The sequence below is a fragment of the Corynebacterium sp. HMSC061H03 genome, assembly GCF_001838215.1.
Classification (GTDB): domain Bacteria; phylum Actinomycetota; class Actinomycetes; order Mycobacteriales; family Mycobacteriaceae; genus Corynebacterium; species Corynebacterium jeikeium_D.
Map to the genome: position 1 here is coordinate 56638 of NZ_KV836084.1, position 16156 is coordinate 72793.

The 16156-nt window shown below is 60.0% G+C and carries 15 protein-coding genes and 3 pseudogenes; 13 read left to right on the forward strand and 5 right to left on the reverse strand.

The window, feature by feature from the left end:
• Positions 1 to 14: 14 nt before the first annotated feature.
• Together HMPREF2787_RS09035 and HMPREF2787_RS09040 are read left to right on the forward strand one after the other, a co-directional pair.
• Positions 15 to 1238, forward strand: coding sequence for an MFS transporter (locus HMPREF2787_RS09035; RefSeq protein WP_371441148.1), 1224 nt, complete (start codon positions 15 to 17; stop codon positions 1236 to 1238).
• Between the two features lie 146 nt (positions 1239 to 1384).
• On the forward strand, positions 1385 to 2269 hold the full coding sequence (locus HMPREF2787_RS09040) for a hypothetical protein (protein WP_070859053.1): 885 nt from the start codon (positions 1385 to 1387) through the stop codon (positions 2267 to 2269).
• Positions 2270 to 2368: 99 nt separating this feature from the next.
• Here HMPREF2787_RS09040 and HMPREF2787_RS09045 read toward each other — a convergent pair whose 3' ends face one another.
• Positions 2369 to 2863, reverse strand: a complete 495-nt coding sequence (locus HMPREF2787_RS09045; protein WP_049189371.1) for a 2'-5' RNA ligase family protein — start codon at positions 2861 to 2863, stop codon at positions 2369 to 2371.
• Between the two features lie 322 nt (positions 2864 to 3185).
• Between HMPREF2787_RS09045 and HMPREF2787_RS11295 the strand changes: the two genes are divergently transcribed.
• On the forward strand, positions 3186 to 3509 hold the full coding sequence (locus HMPREF2787_RS11295; protein WP_070859054.1) for an amphi-Trp domain-containing protein: 324 nt from the start codon (positions 3186 to 3188) through the stop codon (positions 3507 to 3509).
• Positions 3510 to 3525: 16 nt separating this feature from the next.
• On the opposite strand, the pseudogene HMPREF2787_RS11300 reads toward HMPREF2787_RS11295, so the two are convergent.
• Positions 3526 to 3624: pseudogene (locus HMPREF2787_RS11300) on the reverse strand (YtoQ family protein); the annotation flags it as partial.
• A gap of 194 nt (positions 3625 to 3818) precedes the next feature.
• On the opposite strand from HMPREF2787_RS11300, the gene HMPREF2787_RS09055 reads away from it, so the two are divergent.
• The 5 genes from HMPREF2787_RS09055 to HMPREF2787_RS09080 all read left to right on the forward strand — a co-directional run bounded on the left by HMPREF2787_RS09055 (position 3819) and on the right by HMPREF2787_RS09080 (position 8958).
• Complete coding sequence (locus HMPREF2787_RS09055; RefSeq protein ID WP_005510705.1) at positions 3819 to 4127, forward strand: hypothetical protein; 309 nt, start codon at positions 3819 to 3821, stop codon at positions 4125 to 4127.
• A gap of 283 nt (positions 4128 to 4410) precedes the next feature.
• Entirely contained in the window at positions 4411 to 6123 is a 1713-nt protein-coding gene (locus tag HMPREF2787_RS09060; RefSeq protein ID WP_070859055.1) for a SulP family inorganic anion transporter, read from the forward strand.
• Positions 6124 to 6312: 189 nt separating this feature from the next.
• On the forward strand, positions 6313 to 6627 hold the full coding sequence (locus tag HMPREF2787_RS11435) for a DUF488 family protein (protein ID WP_083326689.1): 315 nt from the start codon (positions 6313 to 6315) through the stop codon (positions 6625 to 6627).
• 82 nt (positions 6628 to 6709) lie between these two features.
• The gene (locus tag HMPREF2787_RS09075; protein WP_005510636.1) at positions 6710 to 7069 is read left to right on the forward strand and encodes a Cd(II)/Pb(II)-sensing metalloregulatory transcriptional regulator CmtR; all 360 of its coding nucleotides are present in this window, start codon (positions 6710 to 6712) and stop codon (positions 7067 to 7069) included.
• Positions 7066 to 8958, forward strand: coding sequence for a heavy metal translocating P-type ATPase (locus tag HMPREF2787_RS09080; RefSeq protein WP_070859056.1), 1893 nt, complete (start codon positions 7066 to 7068; stop codon positions 8956 to 8958). Before HMPREF2787_RS09075 ends, HMPREF2787_RS09080 begins: the two co-directional genes overlap by 4 nt.
• Before the next feature lie 78 nt (positions 8959 to 9036).
• Here HMPREF2787_RS09080 and HMPREF2787_RS09085 read toward each other — a convergent pair whose 3' ends face one another.
• Positions 9037 to 9273, reverse strand: coding sequence for an oxidoreductase (locus HMPREF2787_RS09085; protein WP_246818316.1), 237 nt, complete (start codon positions 9271 to 9273; stop codon positions 9037 to 9039).
• A 212-nt stretch (positions 9274 to 9485) separates the two neighbouring features.
• On the opposite strand from HMPREF2787_RS09085, the pseudogene HMPREF2787_RS11440 reads away from it, so the two are divergent.
• Positions 9486 to 9728, forward strand: a pseudogene (locus HMPREF2787_RS11440) (alkane 1-monooxygenase); the annotation flags it as partial.
• A gap of 46 nt (positions 9729 to 9774) precedes the next feature.
• Here the strand turns inward: HMPREF2787_RS11440 and HMPREF2787_RS09095 are convergent.
• A complete protein-coding gene (locus HMPREF2787_RS09095) occupies positions 9775 to 10164 on the reverse strand; it encodes a heavy metal-responsive transcriptional regulator (protein WP_040361285.1) in 390 nt (129 codons plus the stop codon).
• Positions 10165 to 10262: 98 nt separating this feature from the next.
• Here HMPREF2787_RS09095 and merA point away from each other — a divergent pair, with 98 nt between their 5' ends.
• From merA to HMPREF2787_RS09115, 4 genes and pseudogenes are all read left to right on the forward strand, one after another.
• Complete coding sequence (gene merA, locus HMPREF2787_RS09100; RefSeq protein WP_070859057.1) at positions 10263 to 11684, forward strand: mercury(II) reductase; 1422 nt, start codon at positions 10263 to 10265, stop codon at positions 11682 to 11684.
• The gene (locus tag HMPREF2787_RS09105; protein WP_070859062.1) at positions 11681 to 12031 is read left to right on the forward strand and encodes a hypothetical protein; all 351 of its coding nucleotides are present in this window, start codon (positions 11681 to 11683) and stop codon (positions 12029 to 12031) included. The genes merA and HMPREF2787_RS09105 overlap by 4 nt, the downstream gene beginning before the upstream one ends.
• Before the next feature lie 192 nt (positions 12032 to 12223).
• Positions 12224 to 12613: pseudogene (locus HMPREF2787_RS09110) on the forward strand (peptide chain release factor I).
• A gap of 368 nt (positions 12614 to 12981) precedes the next feature.
• The gene (locus HMPREF2787_RS09115) at positions 12982 to 13335 is read left to right on the forward strand and encodes a type IIL restriction-modification enzyme MmeI (protein ID WP_311199933.1); all 354 of its coding nucleotides are present in this window, start codon (positions 12982 to 12984) and stop codon (positions 13333 to 13335) included.
• 70 nt (positions 13336 to 13405) lie between these two features.
• On the opposite strand, the gene erm is transcribed toward HMPREF2787_RS09115, so the two are convergent.
• Positions 13406 to 14260: a 23S ribosomal RNA methyltransferase Erm gene (erm, locus tag HMPREF2787_RS09120; protein ID WP_016456425.1), complete on the reverse strand. Its 855-nt coding sequence runs from the start codon at positions 14258 to 14260 to the stop codon at positions 13406 to 13408.
• Positions 14261 to 16156 lie beyond the last annotated feature (1896 nt).

The window sequence follows — 16156 nt, forward strand, 5'->3', positions numbered from 1 at the left end:
TAGCTGGCCTATTGTTGTTACCACACTGTTCTATCCCCACAGATGAGAGCCCTCAGGAGGCAACCGTGATACGAGACTGGATTCGGGTAGCCCTGGGCATGTTCGCGGTTGCGTTTGGAGCCAACCTCTTCGCACCACTCCTGCCCGCGTATCGAATAACCGATGCTCTCAACCAGTCCCAGGTCACCTTTCTCTTCGCCATCTACGTCGCAGGACTCATCCCCGCGCTACTCATCTGCGGCCCACTTTCCGACCGGCTCGGCCGTCGCGCCATCATCCGGCCTGCACTCATAACCTCTGCCGTTGGCTCAGCCGTCCTACTCACCGGCATCTGGTTCCACTTCCCATCACTTCTGGTAGGACGTCTTATCATCGGCATTTCGATGGGCATGGTAATGGCCGCCGGTGCCTCGTGGATCAAAGAAATTGCGCCCGTCGCACCTCAAATTTCTGCCCGGCGCGCAACCGTTGCACTCTCCGCCGGATTCTCCCTCGGCCCCCTGGCTTCCGGGTTGGTCGCAGAATTCACCCCGCGCCCTGATGTCATCCCCTATCTTGTTCATCTCGCACTGCTGCTTTTTATCGCACCACTAACATGGAACGCTTCCGGAGGACTTCCAAACGCAGCGCACAGCGACTCTCCGCAACGGTTCTTCTCCTCCGCCACGCTTAGCCCGAGGTTCCTGTGGGCAGTCGCCGCTTGGGCACCGTGGGTCTTCGGCGCTGCGTGCACATCCTTCGTCGTCCTGCCAACAATCGCCGAATCCCGCTACCCCATCGCCTTCGCAGGACTCATCGCCTGCCTTACGATGGGCACCGGTGTTCTGGTGCAACCACTGGTCACTCGCATCAGTTCCAGCAGCTTTATCCCGCCAGCTATTTTCGGTCTTGGCTTAACGACGGTCGGAATGCTGCTCAGCCTCATCGTCGCACTCACCCAGAATGTGTGGAGCGTTTTCCCCGCTGCCCTGGCTCTCGGTGCCGCGTACGGCGTGATGATGGTCTCCGGCCTCCGCGAAGTGCAAATTATCGCACCGCCAGCCGAGTTGGGTGCTGCCACCGCTATTTACTATTCGCTGACCTATGTTGGTTTCTTCGCCCCTTTTGTTATTTCTTTCGCAGCACCGAAATTCGGATTCGTGCCCGTTTTCATCTTCGGTGCGATTGTTGCGTTGGTATCCACGTATCCCGTGGCAAAGGTTGCACAGTCTGCGGTGAGGCCCGACGGAGCGTCGTAAAGCAGACGCGACTGAAATTCTTGTTTTTGGGAAGCGTGCCGAGGCGAGCTCTTGTATTCTTTCTTTCACAAAATATTGGCTCCGGCTCAGGACATCTGAGCAGGTTGCATAGGTTGTTGAAATTCAGCTCGATGGAATGAGGAATCATGAAGCAGCGCAGCTCTGGAATGTGGAAGAAAATTGCGACAACCGTCGTCGCAGGTTGTACAAGCGCCGCCCTGCTCACCGCATGCGGCTCGGGGGAAGAAAGCAGCAATGCCGGTGGCGAGGCAGGCAAAGAGTCGACCAGCAAGATGACGAAGGCAGACGGGTCAGCTCCAGCTGCAGCCGAAGATCAGCTCCTGCTCACTAATGAAGTTCAAGGTGTGGACTTCTCCAACAACAGGATTAATGGGTACAAGGACGCAATGGAGATGTTTTCGGAAGACTCAATGAAATTTGAACCGGCCGAATGCGCCACTTTCACCAACTCAACTGAGGAATTGGAGAATGCTGCCGGTACTTACACGGACATTAAGGAAGAGAACGTCGCTGTCAGCGTCTCAGTATTGAAGAACACTGATGCGTACCAGAAGTACGAAGACAGCCTCGAAAAGTGCTCCGACGTGACAGCTACGATGGATGCTTCCGACATTCTGAAAGACTCCATGGAAGGTCAGGAGATTTCTCCTGAGATGCAGGACATGTTTGATGACATGGACATGACGACCACAATGAAACTGCACCGAGAAAAGTGGGAGCCAAATCTTTCCGTCAAGCCAGCTGAATTCACTGCACACGAGACCAGTGCGAACATCAACGCCGGTGGCACGGATACTACGGCCACCAGCTACGACATTGTCGGCATCGTCAACGGCGTAATGGTAATGGTGTCCGCCGCCCCGACTCCGGATGCATCAGCTGGCAACATGGAAAACATGACGGATCCCATGCAGATTCCAGAGGCGACCCCAGAGTCCAAGGAAGCGGCAAAGAAGCGCGCCTTGGAGGTCTTCGATGCCCAGGCAAAGAAGATTATGGATGCCGCTTAGTTTTTCTTCTTAGGCTACTGTTTTCTGAAACCACAGTTTTTGTGAAGTAGCGGGGACGTAATCGCTGAGGCACAGCAGCACACAAGTACTGGAGTCTCCCTAGAACTCCGTTAATTCCTGCACTTTGGGACTCCAGAACGCAGCGCGTGGTGCACTAAGAGTTTTGAAGTGCGGGCTTGTTAGTTCATCAAGAGCCCGGACGTAACCGGGAACCATATCCCGCGGGATTCGCAGCCCCATAGTCAGGTGCGGAATCCAGCGGGAGCCGCGACCTTCAGGGTTAAGACGACTGATCTCGCGAGCAGCTTCTTCCAGCTCATCGCTTGTTTCTAATAACCATGCGACAGTCTGTTTACTCTTTGTCCCGAACACCACCGTTCCTACCCTGCGAAATTCCGCAGGCATCAGCGGTGGGAGAATTTCGGCTGCTCGTTGGATTACCTCCGGGCTCATGGTCGGTGCGAAAGTAACGGTGATGTGGGGCTTTTGATTCTGCTGCGGGAATCCACGCTCTGCCAGTTGCACAAAGATCTCTTTAATCTGCGCCTCTTGCTCAGGCAGAAGGTACATCAGGATGTTGTCGGGTGACACCATGTGACGTTTACTCCTCCCCTATTGCTGTCGGTCGACACGTTTGAAGCACTTTCCAAGGGCGCCGTTACTAAAGCTCCTCACCTAAGGCACTTAGGACCTTGCACCCCAGAGCATAGCGTAGGGATTTTCCACAATTTATAACCTACCTATAGACATTTCTAGCCTCTTATTATTTCTCCTGGTAATAACTACTTTTATTGGGATAATGGAGATGGATAAGCTTCCTGAAAGCTTTCTAGACCATCTTCAAAGACAGTGTGGAGTGACGGCCAATTCTCCGCACTGCACAAATACCGACACGGCTGGAAAGGTAAGTAAAGACATGGCACCGAAACCTAAAAAGATTACGCCCCCGAAGAATCAAAAGCTGGTGAAGAGCAAGGCAAGCTTCAACCGCGATGAGCTCGCGGATCTACTGGAGACGCTGGCAGCTCGCATCCGCGCCGGGGAAATGACTCTCGGCACTGGCGAGTCCACGGTGACGATGACCATGCCGACATCGTTTAATACCACGATGGAAGTCGTCGATTCTCGAAAGCGTGCTGGCATCGAGCGCGAGCTGGAGCTGGAAATTGACTGGATGGTCGACGAGGCTGGCGAGCCCGTTGAAAAACCTGGACCAGCATCTGGCTTCGCAATCTCCTAGCGGGCTTGTTGCTGTCCGGTTTGTTCCGCGCAGCACAGTAACCTGCATCGAAGGCGGCGTTCCACTGTTTGTACTGGTCGCCGAAACAACTCACTACCGCTCGCCATTTCCGCAGGTCACAGTAAACAGACCTGAGTCGTTTTGGTCGGTTTTGCGTCCTTTGGCTGTCATTTACCGCTGCGGCACTGGCCGACAAGCAAGCCGTCGTCAAGCAACACCCAATTACACCCGTCAGGCACCCACGCCTCCCCACATCGCATGAGGTGACGCTAACCTAATTCAGGAAAATTCGCGACGAAGGGAACGCGCATGGCCAAGGGCAAGAAAGGCGACAAGGGCAAGAAGAAGGACGCCGCCAAAGCCAAGAAGAAGGCTGCGGCAACGACCTCGCTACGCCTGCCCGAATACTCGAAGGCCGAGGCCAAAGCCGCGAAAAAGCTCGCCGGCAAGGACCCCTTTAAACTGGCTGCGATGACGCCGAAGAAGAAGTGCTGCAAATCCGGCATCCGCTGCCTGCGCTGCCCCGTGGTGCTACACAAGCTCAATCGCGAGATCAAAAACGGCGAAGTCGACCATGCCGCCCTGCTGCTCGTCGCCGCGAAAGCCCGAATCCGGTAGCCGGTCCTCGCCCCCAGCCCGTCGTCAGGCCCGACCCATGAGCAGTGGTGTCGCGCTCTGTATGGCACTGGTACAGATTCTCCTGGGCTGTTTGCTCTTCAGACACCGGCTCACACGCGTCACTCCAAGTACCGCGACAACGATCCACGGAACTCCCGCCAGGTCAGGAAGTTTTATTCCGTCGACATGAGGCCTCGGCCAGAACCAGGAATGTGACCGTCGGAGGATGACACCTTGTGTATCCTTTGAGTGTCATTGAGCCCTGAAGGAGCAAGAAAGTAGCATGACCCGCCCCTCCTCCGCCGCCTCTACGGTGGGCATCCGGTCCCGTGCCCTGCGTTTCGCACCGCGCCGCTCGGACTGGTCCCGCGCGACAATCGGGCGCGACCTCTCGGCAGGCCTCATGGTGGCCCTCGTCGCCCTCCCCCTCGCACTCGGCTTCGGCGTTGCGTCCGGTGTCGGCGCGGCGGCCGGAATTACGACGGCCATCGTCGCGGGTATCCTGGCCGCAGTCTTCGGCGGTAGTAACGTCCAAGTAAGCGGCCCGACCGGCGCAATGACCGTCGTGTTAATCCCCATCGTGGCCAACCATGGTGCCGATGGGGTGCTCGTCGTCGGCGTGCTGGCGGGGCTCATGCTGCTCTTGCTGGCGTTCACCGGCGCTGGCCGCGCGATGAAGTACATGCCACTACCTGTCGTCGAAGGTTTCACCGCCGGTATTGCATTAATCATCGGCCTCCAACAGCTGCCCGCAGCACTCGGTGTTGACGTGGACGGCGAGAAAGTCCTCGGGTTGGCGTGGGGCTCAATCAAAGCTTGGTTAGACGCTCCGGCATGGCAGGCGCCCGTGATGACCATTGCGGTGGCGGCTGGAATCGTGCTTGCTGCGCGCATTCGTAGCGGCTTCCCCGCGGCACTGGTATTGGTAGCTGCCGCGACGGCCATCAACATGCTGGCCGACGGCGGTCTGAAGACAATCGGGTACATCCCGTCGACGTTGCCTGCTCCACGCTGGCCACAGATCCCGTGGGAGCACCTGGATTCCTTGCTGTTTGCAGCGGTCGCCGTCGCAGCTCTCGGTGCGCTGGAATCGTTGCTGTCTGCGACGGTTGCCGACGCAATGACTGTCGGCGACCGGCACGATCCCGACCGCGAACTCTTCGGGCAGGGCGTGGCCAACGTCGTCGCGCCCCTGTTCGGCGGGATTCCCGCAACCGCCGCGATTGCCCGAACTGCCGTCAATGTGCGGGCAGGCGCAGGCACACGCCTGGCAGCGGTGTTCCATTCGCTGCTGCTGCTCGTCGCCGTACTCGTCGCGGCCCGGTGGGTGGGCGAGATTCCTCTCGCCGCGCTCGCCGGCGTGCTCATCGCCACTGCGATTCAGATGATCCACCCGCGGAACCTCCGCTCGGTGATACGCGCCACCAAGGGCGACGGGGCCACCCTGCTCATCACTGCTGCCGCCACCGTCGTGTTCGACCTTGTCGTCGCCGTACTCATCGGCCTTGTTATGGCGGGCTTCTTCGCACTGCGCGATACCGCCCGCACGGCGGTGCTGGAAGCCGCCCCGCTAGACGAGGGAGACCACCGCGACAAGGAGCGTGAGCTTCTCGACGAGCACATCGCCGCCTTCCGTATGGAAGGCCCCCTCTTCTTTGGTGCAGCGCACGATTTCCTCCTCGAGCTCGCTGATGTCTCGTCGGTCAAGGTTGTCGTGCTCCGCATGCGCTACGTTACGACGATCGACGCCACCGGCGCCCAGATGCTCGCCGACACGATTGGGCGCCTCGAACGCCGCGGTACCAGGGTCCTGCTCGCAGCCACGAAGCCCGAACATATTCCGGTGTTGCGCGAACTCGGCGTATTCGACCAACTTGCGCACGAGAATCACGTCTTCGACAACACTCTCGACGCCATCGCCCACGCCCGACTGCATGCCGCACGCATTCAGCATGAAGAGTCTGATGGCGCACCCAGGACGCCGCAGAGTCAATAGCTTGGCTGAGCCAGACAATGGTCACTCCGTCGCAGTCGCCCCTGCGATCGTGGGTCCACATCCCCATCGCGCGATGCTTGAAAAACCTTTACACGTTGCACTTAAACTCCTCGACGTGTCGTTGCAAAGTCACCTTCTCATTCGTGAAGCCGATGTGGGTGTAACCGCTTGGCGCGTAGCATTGGCGACATGCGCATTTTCACCGTGGGCCACTCCAACCTCGAGTTCGAGGACTTCGCTGAAATGATCGAGGCTGCCGGTGTGGCATCCATCGTGGATGTGCGCAAGCTTCCCAGGTCCAGGAAGTACCCGTGGTTCAACGGCGACCACCTTGCCGAACACCTTCCTACATGTGGCATCACTTACAGCAGAAGCGAGGGCCTCACCGGGATGGGCGTGGACGTCAACGTGAAGATCTTGGACAACTTCGCCACGCATGTCGCCCCCGCGTTGGGTTGGCAGCCGAATCACGAAGGCCCAGTTACCGGCTATCCCATCGACTAATTCCTGCAGGTCGCCAGCTCTTCGCTTCAATGTCAGTTCAGCGCGCGTTGAATAGTTCAGCAATTGCTGTATAGTTCAGTACATGCTGACTATTGCTTCACGCCTCGACGTCATGAACCGGCTCGGCCGGGCCATGGCGGATCCGACGCGCTCCAGAATCCTGCTGACCCTACTCGACGGCCCGAGCTACCCAGCCGTGCTTTCGCGCGACCTGGACCTGACCCGCTCGAACGTCTCGAACCACCTGACCTGCTTGCGTGACTGCGGCATCGTCGTCGCCGAGCCGGAGGGCCGCAAGACACGCTACGAAATCGCCGATCCGCACCTCGCGACAGCGCTCAACGCGTTAGTGAACGCGACGTTGGCTGTCGACGAAAACGCCCCGTGCATCGACCCTGAGTGCTCGGTGCCCGGCTGCGACGGAAAAGGAGCGGACGCATGAGTTCAGCATGTGGATGCGAACACGAACCAGCCACGGAGATCGAAGATCTCGATCGGCCATGGTGGAAGGACCCCGAGTTGCTACTGCCGATCTTCTCCGGCATAGCCCTCGGCATAGGCCTGGCGCTGGACTGGTCCAGGCTCGAGACACCCGCGACAGTACTGTTCTGGGTCGGCCTGCTGCTAGGGGCATATACGTTCGCGCCCGGCGCGATCCGAAACCTTGTCACGAAGCGCAAGCTCGGCATTGGTTTGCTGATGACGATCAGCGCGGTCGGCGCGGTGATCCTCGGTTACGTCGGGGAGGCCGCGGCGCTAGCATTCCTGTACTCGATCGCCGAGGCGCTGGAAGACAAGGCGATGGATCGGGCACAGGGCGGACTGCGGGCGCTGTTGAAGTTGGTACCGCAGACCGCGACGGTGCTGCGCGACGGCACGTCGGTTGAGGTCGCAGCGAAGGACCTCGTGGCTGGCGAGCTGATGCTCGTGCGCCCCGGAGAGCGGATTGCCACGGATGGCATCATTCGGTCTGGGCGCTCCAGCCTTGACACCTCAGCGATCACCGGAGAATCCATTCCGGAGGAGGTTGCGCCCGGCGACGAGGTGCCCGCGGGAGCAATCAACTCCGCCGGCGTGCTGGAGGTCGAGACGACCGCAGCTGGAACGGACAACTCGCTGACCACACTCGTGGACCTGGTCGAGCAGGCACAGGCGGAAAAGGGCGACCGCGCCCGGATCGCCGACCGGATTGCCCAACCCCTAGTGCCCGGGGTGATGATCCTGGCGGTGCTGGTCGGCATGATTGGCTCGCTGCTGGGCGACCCCGAGACGTGGATCACCCGCGCGTTGGTGGTCCTGGTCGCAGCATCGCCGTGTGCGCTGGCAATCTCCGTGCCGCTGACGGTCGTGGCCGCGATCGGCGCGGCCAGCCAGTTCGGCGTGGTCATCAAATCCGGCGCGGCGTTCGAGCGACTCGGCGGCATCCGTCACCTGGCGGTGGACAAGACCGGAACCCTTACCCGCAACCAGCCCGAGGTTACCGACGTGGTCCCGGCAGACGGATTCGATCGGGCTCAGGTGCTTGCTTTCGCGGCGGCAGTTGAGCAGCAATCGACGCACCCCCTCGCCGCTGCGATCGCGGCAGCGGGGCCCGAAGCGCCCGCTGCCCTGGACATCAGCGAGGAAGCCGGGCATGGCATCGGCGGCACCGTCGAAGGTCGACGGGTACTTGTGGGCAGTCCCCGGTGGATCGACGCCGGGCCACTGAAGGCAGACGTTGAGCGCATGGAGTCCGAGGGCCAAACCTGCGTCCTTGTCACCGTCGATGACGCCCTCTCCGGGGCGATCGGGGTCCGCGACGAACTGCGGCCCGAGGTGCCCGAAGCTGTGCAGACCCTGCGCGCCAACGGCGTGGAAGTGAGCATGCTCACCGGCGACAACACTCGCACCGCCCGGGCGCTGGCTGAAATCGCCGGAATCGACGACGTGCGCGCCGAGCTGCGTCCAGAGGACAAGGCAAGCATCGTCGCCGAGCTCTCCGCCAAGACGCCGACGGCGATGATCGGCGACGGCATCAACGACGCGCCGGCATTGGCGGGCGCGACGGTGGGCATCGCGATGGGGGCAACCGGTTCTGACGCCGCAATCGAGTCCGCTGACGTCGCCTTCACCGGCCACGACCTCCGGCTGATCCCGCAGGCGCTGCAGCATGCCCGCCGAGGCAGCAGGATTATTAACCAGAACATCGTGCTGTCTCTGGCCATCATCATCGTGTTGATGCCGCTGGCGATTAGCGGCGTGCTGGGTCTGGCCGCCGTCGTATTGGTTCACGAGGTCGCTGAAGTTATCGTCATCTTGAACGGCCTGCGGGCCGCGCGAGCGAAGCGCTGAGACACACCTTCGCCCAGCGCGCTGACTCTCCAGCGCGGATCTTGGAAGGATCGAGTTGCTCAGGGACCAAGCGTCGCCTCAAAACTTTTGAAGCCGAGCTTCATCGACACGGCCCGCGACTACCTGGGCAGTGTATTTGGCAAAGGGCCCGACACCCATCAGGGTTGCCGAGCCGTCGCCGGTCCAGTTGCCGTAACCAACTAGATGGAGATTCTTCATCGCGGTTTCACGGCCACGCATGAGGTGGCGGAATGGGCCGAGGGCCGGACGGAAACCAGTGCGCCAGATTAGATGGTCGTGGTCGAGCTCGCTCAAGCTATCGAAGATGGAGGTAGCGGTGAGCTGGCCGGCGTCGCGGAGCTCACGTAGATGAGGAAGCGCGAGAATGTCCCCGAGGTTCGGGCCGGAATCGCCACCGAGAATCCGGCGGCGGCTGCCCGCGTTAAACGTTGAACTTGAATTCGACGGTATGTCGTTGCAAAGTTACCCCCTCTCGTTAACACCATCAAAAGGAGTGTTATCCAAGGAAAGCGTTCGGCTTCTTAAGCTTCGGGCATTACGCCTTCGGCAGCTAGTGCGGGCCATCTGCGGAAAAGATCGCCAAGACTCGTCTGGAGATCACCCAGGCTGCGGACGAAATCGGTGTGAACAACGCGTCCTTCCGAGTCCACCACTTCGCGCTGCAGGCCTCCGCCCCGATGCCGCTGCTGTGTGCTATCGCGGCCACCACCAAAATCATCGAGGTGGGCACCGGCGGCATCGACATGCGCTAGCGCATATCGGGGTTGTAGCGTTTGAGTCATTGACTCCCGCCGTCTACAAGTACCTACACACTTGATCGGTGCTGCACGTTTCAGGATCCGGGTGCGCGGCGTCCTGGCTAAGGTCCGCGATAGTGTCGCGCAGCACGGAGAGCTGCGTGATCTGCTGCTCGATCTCAGCGAGGCGCACGTCAAGCAGGTCGCGCACGTGCTCGCAGGGCGCATGGCCGCCGTCGCGGATGTCGAGGATCTGGCGGATCTGGGCGAGGGTGAGGCCCGCGGCCTGGCCGCGGTGGATGAAGTCGATCCGAGCGACCGTCTCGGGCGCGTAGTCGCGGTATCCGGACGGCGTGCGCTCGGTCGGGGGCAGAAGACCCTGTTCCTCGTAGAAGCGAAGGGTCTTCGCGGTAGTGCCTGCCCTCTCGGCGAGTTCTCCGATCCACATTGCTGTCTCCCTCCGTGGCCGCGCTTGACCTTCCCCTGCACTGGAAGGTCCAGTATGGCTGAGACAGAGCAGAAAGCCAAGAGTTGACAGGAGTAGCGATGCCTACGAAGTACGATCTCGCCATCATCGGATCGGGAGGAGGCGCGTTCGCCGCTGCGATCCGCGCCAGCACGCTCGGGAAGTCGGTGGTGATGATCGAGCGCGGGACGCTCGGCGGCACCTGCGTGAACACGGGCTGCGTCCCGTTGAAGGCGCTCATTGCCGCGGCCGGCGCGCGGCACGTCGCGGTCGACGCCGCAACCCGGTTCCCCGGGATCGCGACGACGGCGGATCCCGTCGACATGCCCGCGCTGATCGCTGGGAAGCAAGCGTTGGTGGAGTCGCTGCGCGGCGAGAAGTACGCCGACGTCGCCGACTCCTACGGCTGGCAGGTCCTCCGCGGCGACGCCTCGTTCGTGGGCACCCCTGATGCGCCGGTTCTCGATGTTGCCGGATCCGACGGAAGCGTCGAGACCATCGAGGCCCACCACTACCTGGTCGCGACTGGTTCTCGCCCGTGGGCACCGCCGATCGACGGCCTGGAGGAGACCGGATACCTAACCTCGACCACGGCGATGGAGCTGACGGAGGTCCCCGAGTCGCTGCTGGTGCTCGGCGGCGGCTACGTCGCCCTGGAGCAGGCGCAGCTGTTCGCCCGCCTCGGCTCGCAGGTCACGCTGCTCGTGCGGTCCCGGCTCGCCTCGAAGGAGGAGCCGGAGGTGTCGAAGGCGCTCCAGGAGGTGTTCGCCGACGAGGGCATCCGCGTCGTCAGCCGCGCAGTGCCCACCCGGGTCTCCCGCGGCACGGGAGGCGAGGCCGTCGTGACCGCCGCCTTGTCCGGCGGCTCGCAGGAGTTCCGCGCCGACCAGGTCCTGGTCGCCCTCGGACGCCGTCCCGTCACCGATGGCCTGAACCTCGATGCGGCCGGGGTGAATACCGGAGACTCCGGCGAGGTGGTCGTCTCCGACCGGCTGCAGTCCTCGAACCCGCGGGTCTGGGCCGCGGGCGACGTGACCGGGCACCCCGAGTTCGTCTACGTCGCCGCCCACCACGGCACCCTCGTCGCCGAGAACGCGTTCGCCGACGCCGACCGGTCCGTCGACTACGCCCGCCTGCCGCGGGTGACGTTCACCGGGCCCGCGATCGGCGCGGTCGGGATGACCGAGAAGGACGTCCTCGCCGCGGGGATCCGCTGCGACTGCCGCGTCCTGCCCCTGCACCAAGTGCCCCGCGCCTTGGTGAACCGCGACACCCGCGGGTTCATCAAGATCGTCGTGAACGCCGAGACGAAAGAGATCCTCGGCCTGACCGCCGTCGCCAAGGACGCCGGGGAGCTCGCCGCCGCAGGCGTCCACGTGCTCGGCAGGACCGTCGCCGAGGTCGCCAACGCCTGGGCCCCCTACCTGACCATGGCCGAGGGCATCCGGATCGCCGCGAAGGCCTTCACCACCGACCCGTCGCTGCTGTCGTGCTGCGCATGAACGGCAACGCAGGCAATCGGGGAAATCTCATCCTGAAGCAGACGATGAGCGCCGATCAGGACCGCGACGAATGGCGCGCCGGTCCCGTCGTCGCTGCAGTGACCGGGCTGCTCTTGCTGGCATGCTGCGCGCTTCCGTCGCTGCTCTGCTGCGGCCTGCCGTTCATCGCGGCGGGCGGAGCACTCGCAGGCGTCGGTGGGCTCCTCGGTAATCCCTGGATCATCGGTGCCGGGACCGCCGTCGTGATGGCCGTCATGGCGGGGATGCTCGTCAGGCTACGGCGGCGGCACCGGCGCCGCAGGTCCGGCTGCTGCGAAAATCCTTCGACCACTGATCGGAACCGGTAGTTCGAGCGGATCCAGCGATCACTGCCACCTGCGGAGGCCGCTAAAATCGAAGCCCGACGGGAGAAGGAGGAGCAAAAAGCGTTCGAATCAACCGGTGACGAGGATAATACTGAGGCTGGATCCCGGCCGTCGCGACGCGGTCTCCGCTTCCGCCGAGACGAGAAAGGGTTGTGGGCACCTAGGCTGGGCGGCATGAACGACATGACCATAGCGCCCGGCCCGGGGATCCCCGACGGTGCGGTCATCGCCGCCGATCTCGCGGAGCGTTTCGCGAAATCGTCGACTCCGGGCGGCCAGGGCGTCAACACGACGGACGGCAAAGTCCAGCTTTCCATCGATGTCGCCGAATGCGCATCGCTTACCGACGCCCAGCGTCACCGTATCTCGCGCAACCTCGAGCACCGCCTAGACGGCTCCGTCTTTACCGTGACTGCGTCGACTCAGCGGTCTGTGTTTCGCTAGTGGTCCTCTCGCTTGCACCTGCGACACAGCCTCGTGCCCCCGGGCCGTAGCGTTCGGGGGAGCACAATAGCCCCAGTCCTCATCACGTCCCGGGATCAAAGAGTTCATCGCAGAGGTTAAGCACTACACGTTAAACTTAAACTCCACGGAGTGTCGTCGATAAATAACTATTCGATGCGCAAAGTACAACGAAATACCGCTAGAAACAGACAACATATGGGGGTGCACAGAAACACATATAGGTTCTGCGGAAAACCTATAGGGTGCGTCGCTAAAAACCGCTGTGCGCGAAAAACATAAAGGGTTTACGGACCCGGTCCCAGACCCCTCAATACTCTGAGCCGGAAGAATGGAAAGTGGAAGGTTGATGTATCCCCACTATTTATTTTTTCCGTTTTTCGGAGTACATCGGGAGCTACAACTGCGGACCAGCTCTGTGTGAACTAGATGAGAAGGCGCAGCAGCGAATCATCGACGCTGGACAGTTGGTGCTGCGGGCACGCGAGCGGCACCCCCAGCGGTCACTCGCGGAGCACTACAACCCGTTATCGATGGACCCAATTCTGCTCAAGGCCCACAACAACTTGGACCGGGAAGTCGATAAGGCTTTCGATGTGGCACGCAAACTCACCAACGAGCGCCAGCGCCAGGAGCTAATGTTCGCCAGCTACGGGGAGTTGGCGAGGGGCTATGTCTCCTCGCTTTCATCAAAATCGAAACCACCAGCAGGGTCGTTCCCCGTGCGGGTGATTTTGATCGGTCCCGCTGCTGGGTGTAGAACCCTGTCGCTGGCAACGCCGGGAACTATGACTGTGCCCGACGAGAACACGTCACTGCCATAACGCGGCTCACGGTAGACGAACATGGGTCGTTCACTACTACTGGTGGATTTCGGTTTTGGTGGTGGGGGGATTACCGCCGCCGGCCTCGATTTTTCCGTTGAGGAGGGCGTTGACTACTTCCCGATTGTGAAATGGGCCGATGGCGCGGTGAAGAGGAACCAGTCACCTGGAAGAGATCGATCCAGTCGCTGGTGTGCAATCTGGGAGGTAGGGTTGCGGGGTCGATTCCTCGCGAGCGCAACCATGATTGTGTCTCTGAACGTGATGAAAACAACCCTGCCCTTCGGAGAATTTCCCCTATCCCGCGTCCCCGGGCGGTGAAAACGGTGTGCACCATCGCCTGAAAGGCTTTGCGTTGCTCTATCGGGATCTTCGGGTCACCCACCCGGCGGATCACTAAGATCCCCCCGTCAACGTTTGGCTGTGGCCGGAAAGCAGACCTTGGTACTCGGGAACCAAGGTGAAACGTGAACCATGGGGACCACTGAGCTGTCATCATCGTGCTTGCACCTACCCCGGCCCGGCGGCGAGCGACTTCCCACTGCATGAGGAGTACAGCGGCAGTCCATGCCGGCGCATGCAACAACTTTCGAAGAATGGCAGTGGTGAGGTGAAAGGGAATGTTTCCCACAATGACGCAGGGAGTGGCGGGTAACGGGAAGTTGAGGAAATCATCATGGACCACTTCGACCGACGCCGAGGCGGTCTTTTTTGTGAGTTTGGCAGCTAGTTTTGCGTCTACCTCAACTGCCGTTATTGCCCTCCCCAAGTGGGATATCGGGTGAGTGAGGGCACCGCTTCCTGGCCCGATCTCAATGATGGGGCCGGAGGTTTGTTTTACAAGATCGACGATGGAGTTGATGATCTTGTGGTCTGTGAGAAAATTTTGGCCATGTTCGTGACGGCCGTATCCGTATGTAGACATCAGGTGTGCTCCGTGGAGTTGAAACGGAGCCGGGCATGGCAAATGGCCGCCCGGCTAAAGGACCGGAGCGGTTTCTAACCTGCGGGAGGGAGAAAACCGCCTTAGCGGCTGGTGAGCGGCCGCATGAAAACGGAACCTGAAATCAACATGGGCCTATCGTATCCAATTAATTTCGCAGGGTCCAATACGGTGAGAAAGAAGACAACCGCACCGCAACAGTGCAAGACCTCTCTGGATTGGAATTTAATTGAACATGGGTTTGGGGTACGACGCGCCCTACTCGGAGTGGCACGGACACTACGGCTGCGCGCCCACACACAACAGTAAAGAGCTCGGCAATGCACAAACACGTAACGAGAGCGCCACAAATGTATGTACGTTTAAGTTACAGCATCGACACTGACGCTCCACATGGAGGGACGGCCGCAGCCCTGCAGCAAGCACACGGCAGGGTGTCTGCTTCGGGCGACGTGAAATTACGCAGAAAAATACGAAACACATCACCGCAGGTCACGGTAGGTATTTGCGGGTCATTTCGTAATCTCGTAAACGAAAAGAACAAAACTACGAAACACAAAAACATACGTTGAGCAGCGTAAATGGTTTTCGTTTCGTAATTTTTCCACTTTTTGAAGAAAATCTAAATAAGAAGAGACACCTTGATTGCGATTGTGTCCCGTGTCACATAGCTGCAACCCCTGCAGCGTGCCCTCAACGAGGACGCTCTGTGTCGTAGACATGTGCCTGCAATGCGTGTCTGTGTCTCTCTCTTAAAAGGTTTGGGTCGAAATACCGCAAAATTACGAAACATCCCCGAAATGTGACGTGTCTATGCAGGTCACAGCGTTATCGCGTGTTTCGTAGTTTTGTTCTTTTCGTTTGCGGAAATCACGAAACCGCAGGTAGAGCGTTTCGTAATTTTTTCGTATTTTGATCGGCAAATTACGAAACGAGGTCAAAACTACGAAACGAGCGCGCTACAGACGTGTCACAGGTCATAAAAAGGCGCGCCCCTTGCGTGTCACCGTGACGCAGCATCCCGGCCGTGTCACATAGCTACAACCCCTGCAGCGTGCCCTCAATGAGGACGGTCTATGTCGTAGACATGTGCCCGTAATGTGTGTCTGTGTCTCTCCCTTAAAAGGTTTGGGTCGAAATGCCGCAAAATTACGAAACATCCCCGAAATGTGACGTGTCTGTGCAGGTCACAGCGTTATCGCGTGTTTCGTAATTTGGTTTTCCGATTTTCGTAGTTCTACGAAACCGCAGGTAGAGCGTTTCGTAATTTTTTCGTATTTTGATCGGCAAATTACGAAACGAGGTCAAAACTACGAAACGAGCACACTATAGACGTGTCACAGGTCACAAAAAGGCGCGCCCCTTGCGTGTCACCATGCCGCCACACAACAGCTGCCCCACCACAACACCCCAGCCGTGCCACGTGGCGTGTAGAAACGTGCTCGGTTCGATTCGTAAAGATTAGGTCGCAGGCTATTGTGCGCGACGCATAAGTTCCGTACGATGGCCCCCAGACCGTATGTGGCGTTTTAATTCGTTTTTGGTTTAGCCAGCCGCATACGGGGGATAACCCCGAGGATAATTCATAAAGAGACAGCCTCTCGACCGTGATAGGCGCGGTTCCTCCGACGAGATAGACCGGTCGGCAACGGCATTGCCAACCACAAAAGCGGTCAGGTAGGGAGTAAGCGCTCCCGTAAAGCGATGGGACGGCAGACCACCGTTCTAGCGAGTTGAGCACGGCACTCCAAGCCGCCTGAATAGCAAGCCGGTAAAGCACCCCGCTCCGGGACAGATCAATCTGCCCAGGAGCGTTTTTCTATGTCCGAAAAGGACACGACTACCGCGGGTTAAGTAAAGAAAAGTGTGTCTTTTCCG

Bases quoted from the DNA above. Each gene is read 5' to 3' on its own strand.
- HMPREF2787_RS09045 (WP_049189371.1), bottom strand. From the start codon at position 2,863: ATGGTGTCACCCGACAACATCCTGATGTACCTTCTGCCTGAGCAAGAG.
- HMPREF2787_RS09055 (WP_005510705.1), top strand. From the start codon at position 3,819: ATGGCCAAGGGCAAGAAAGGCGACAAGGGCAAGAAGAAGGACGCCGCC.
- HMPREF2787_RS09040 (WP_070859053.1), top strand. From the start codon at position 1,385: ATGAAGCAGCGCAGCTCTGGAATGTGGAAGAAAATTGCGACAACCGTC.
- HMPREF2787_RS11435 (WP_083326689.1), top strand. From the start codon at position 6,313: ATGCGCATTTTCACCGTGGGCCACTCCAACCTCGAGTTCGAGGACTTC.
- HMPREF2787_RS09080 (WP_070859056.1), top strand. From the start codon at position 7,066: ATGAGTTCAGCATGTGGATGCGAACACGAACCAGCCACGGAGATCGAA.
- HMPREF2787_RS11295 (WP_070859054.1), top strand. From the start codon at position 3,186: ATGGCACCGAAACCTAAAAAGATTACGCCCCCGAAGAATCAAAAGCTG.
- merA (WP_070859057.1), top strand. From the start codon at position 10,263: ATGCCTACGAAGTACGATCTCGCCATCATCGGATCGGGAGGAGGCGCG.
- HMPREF2787_RS09105 (WP_070859062.1), top strand. From the start codon at position 11,681: ATGAACGGCAACGCAGGCAATCGGGGAAATCTCATCCTGAAGCAGACG.
- HMPREF2787_RS09075 (WP_005510636.1), top strand. From the start codon at position 6,710: ATGCTGACTATTGCTTCACGCCTCGACGTCATGAACCGGCTCGGCCGG.
- erm (WP_016456425.1), bottom strand. From the start codon at position 14,260: ATGTCTACATACGGATACGGCCGTCACGAACATGGCCAAAATTTTCTC.
- HMPREF2787_RS09060 (WP_070859055.1), top strand. From the start codon at position 4,411: ATGACCCGCCCCTCCTCCGCCGCCTCTACGGTGGGCATCCGGTCCCGT.
- HMPREF2787_RS09095 (WP_040361285.1), bottom strand. From the start codon at position 10,164: ATGTGGATCGGAGAACTCGCCGAGAGGGCAGGCACTACCGCGAAGACC.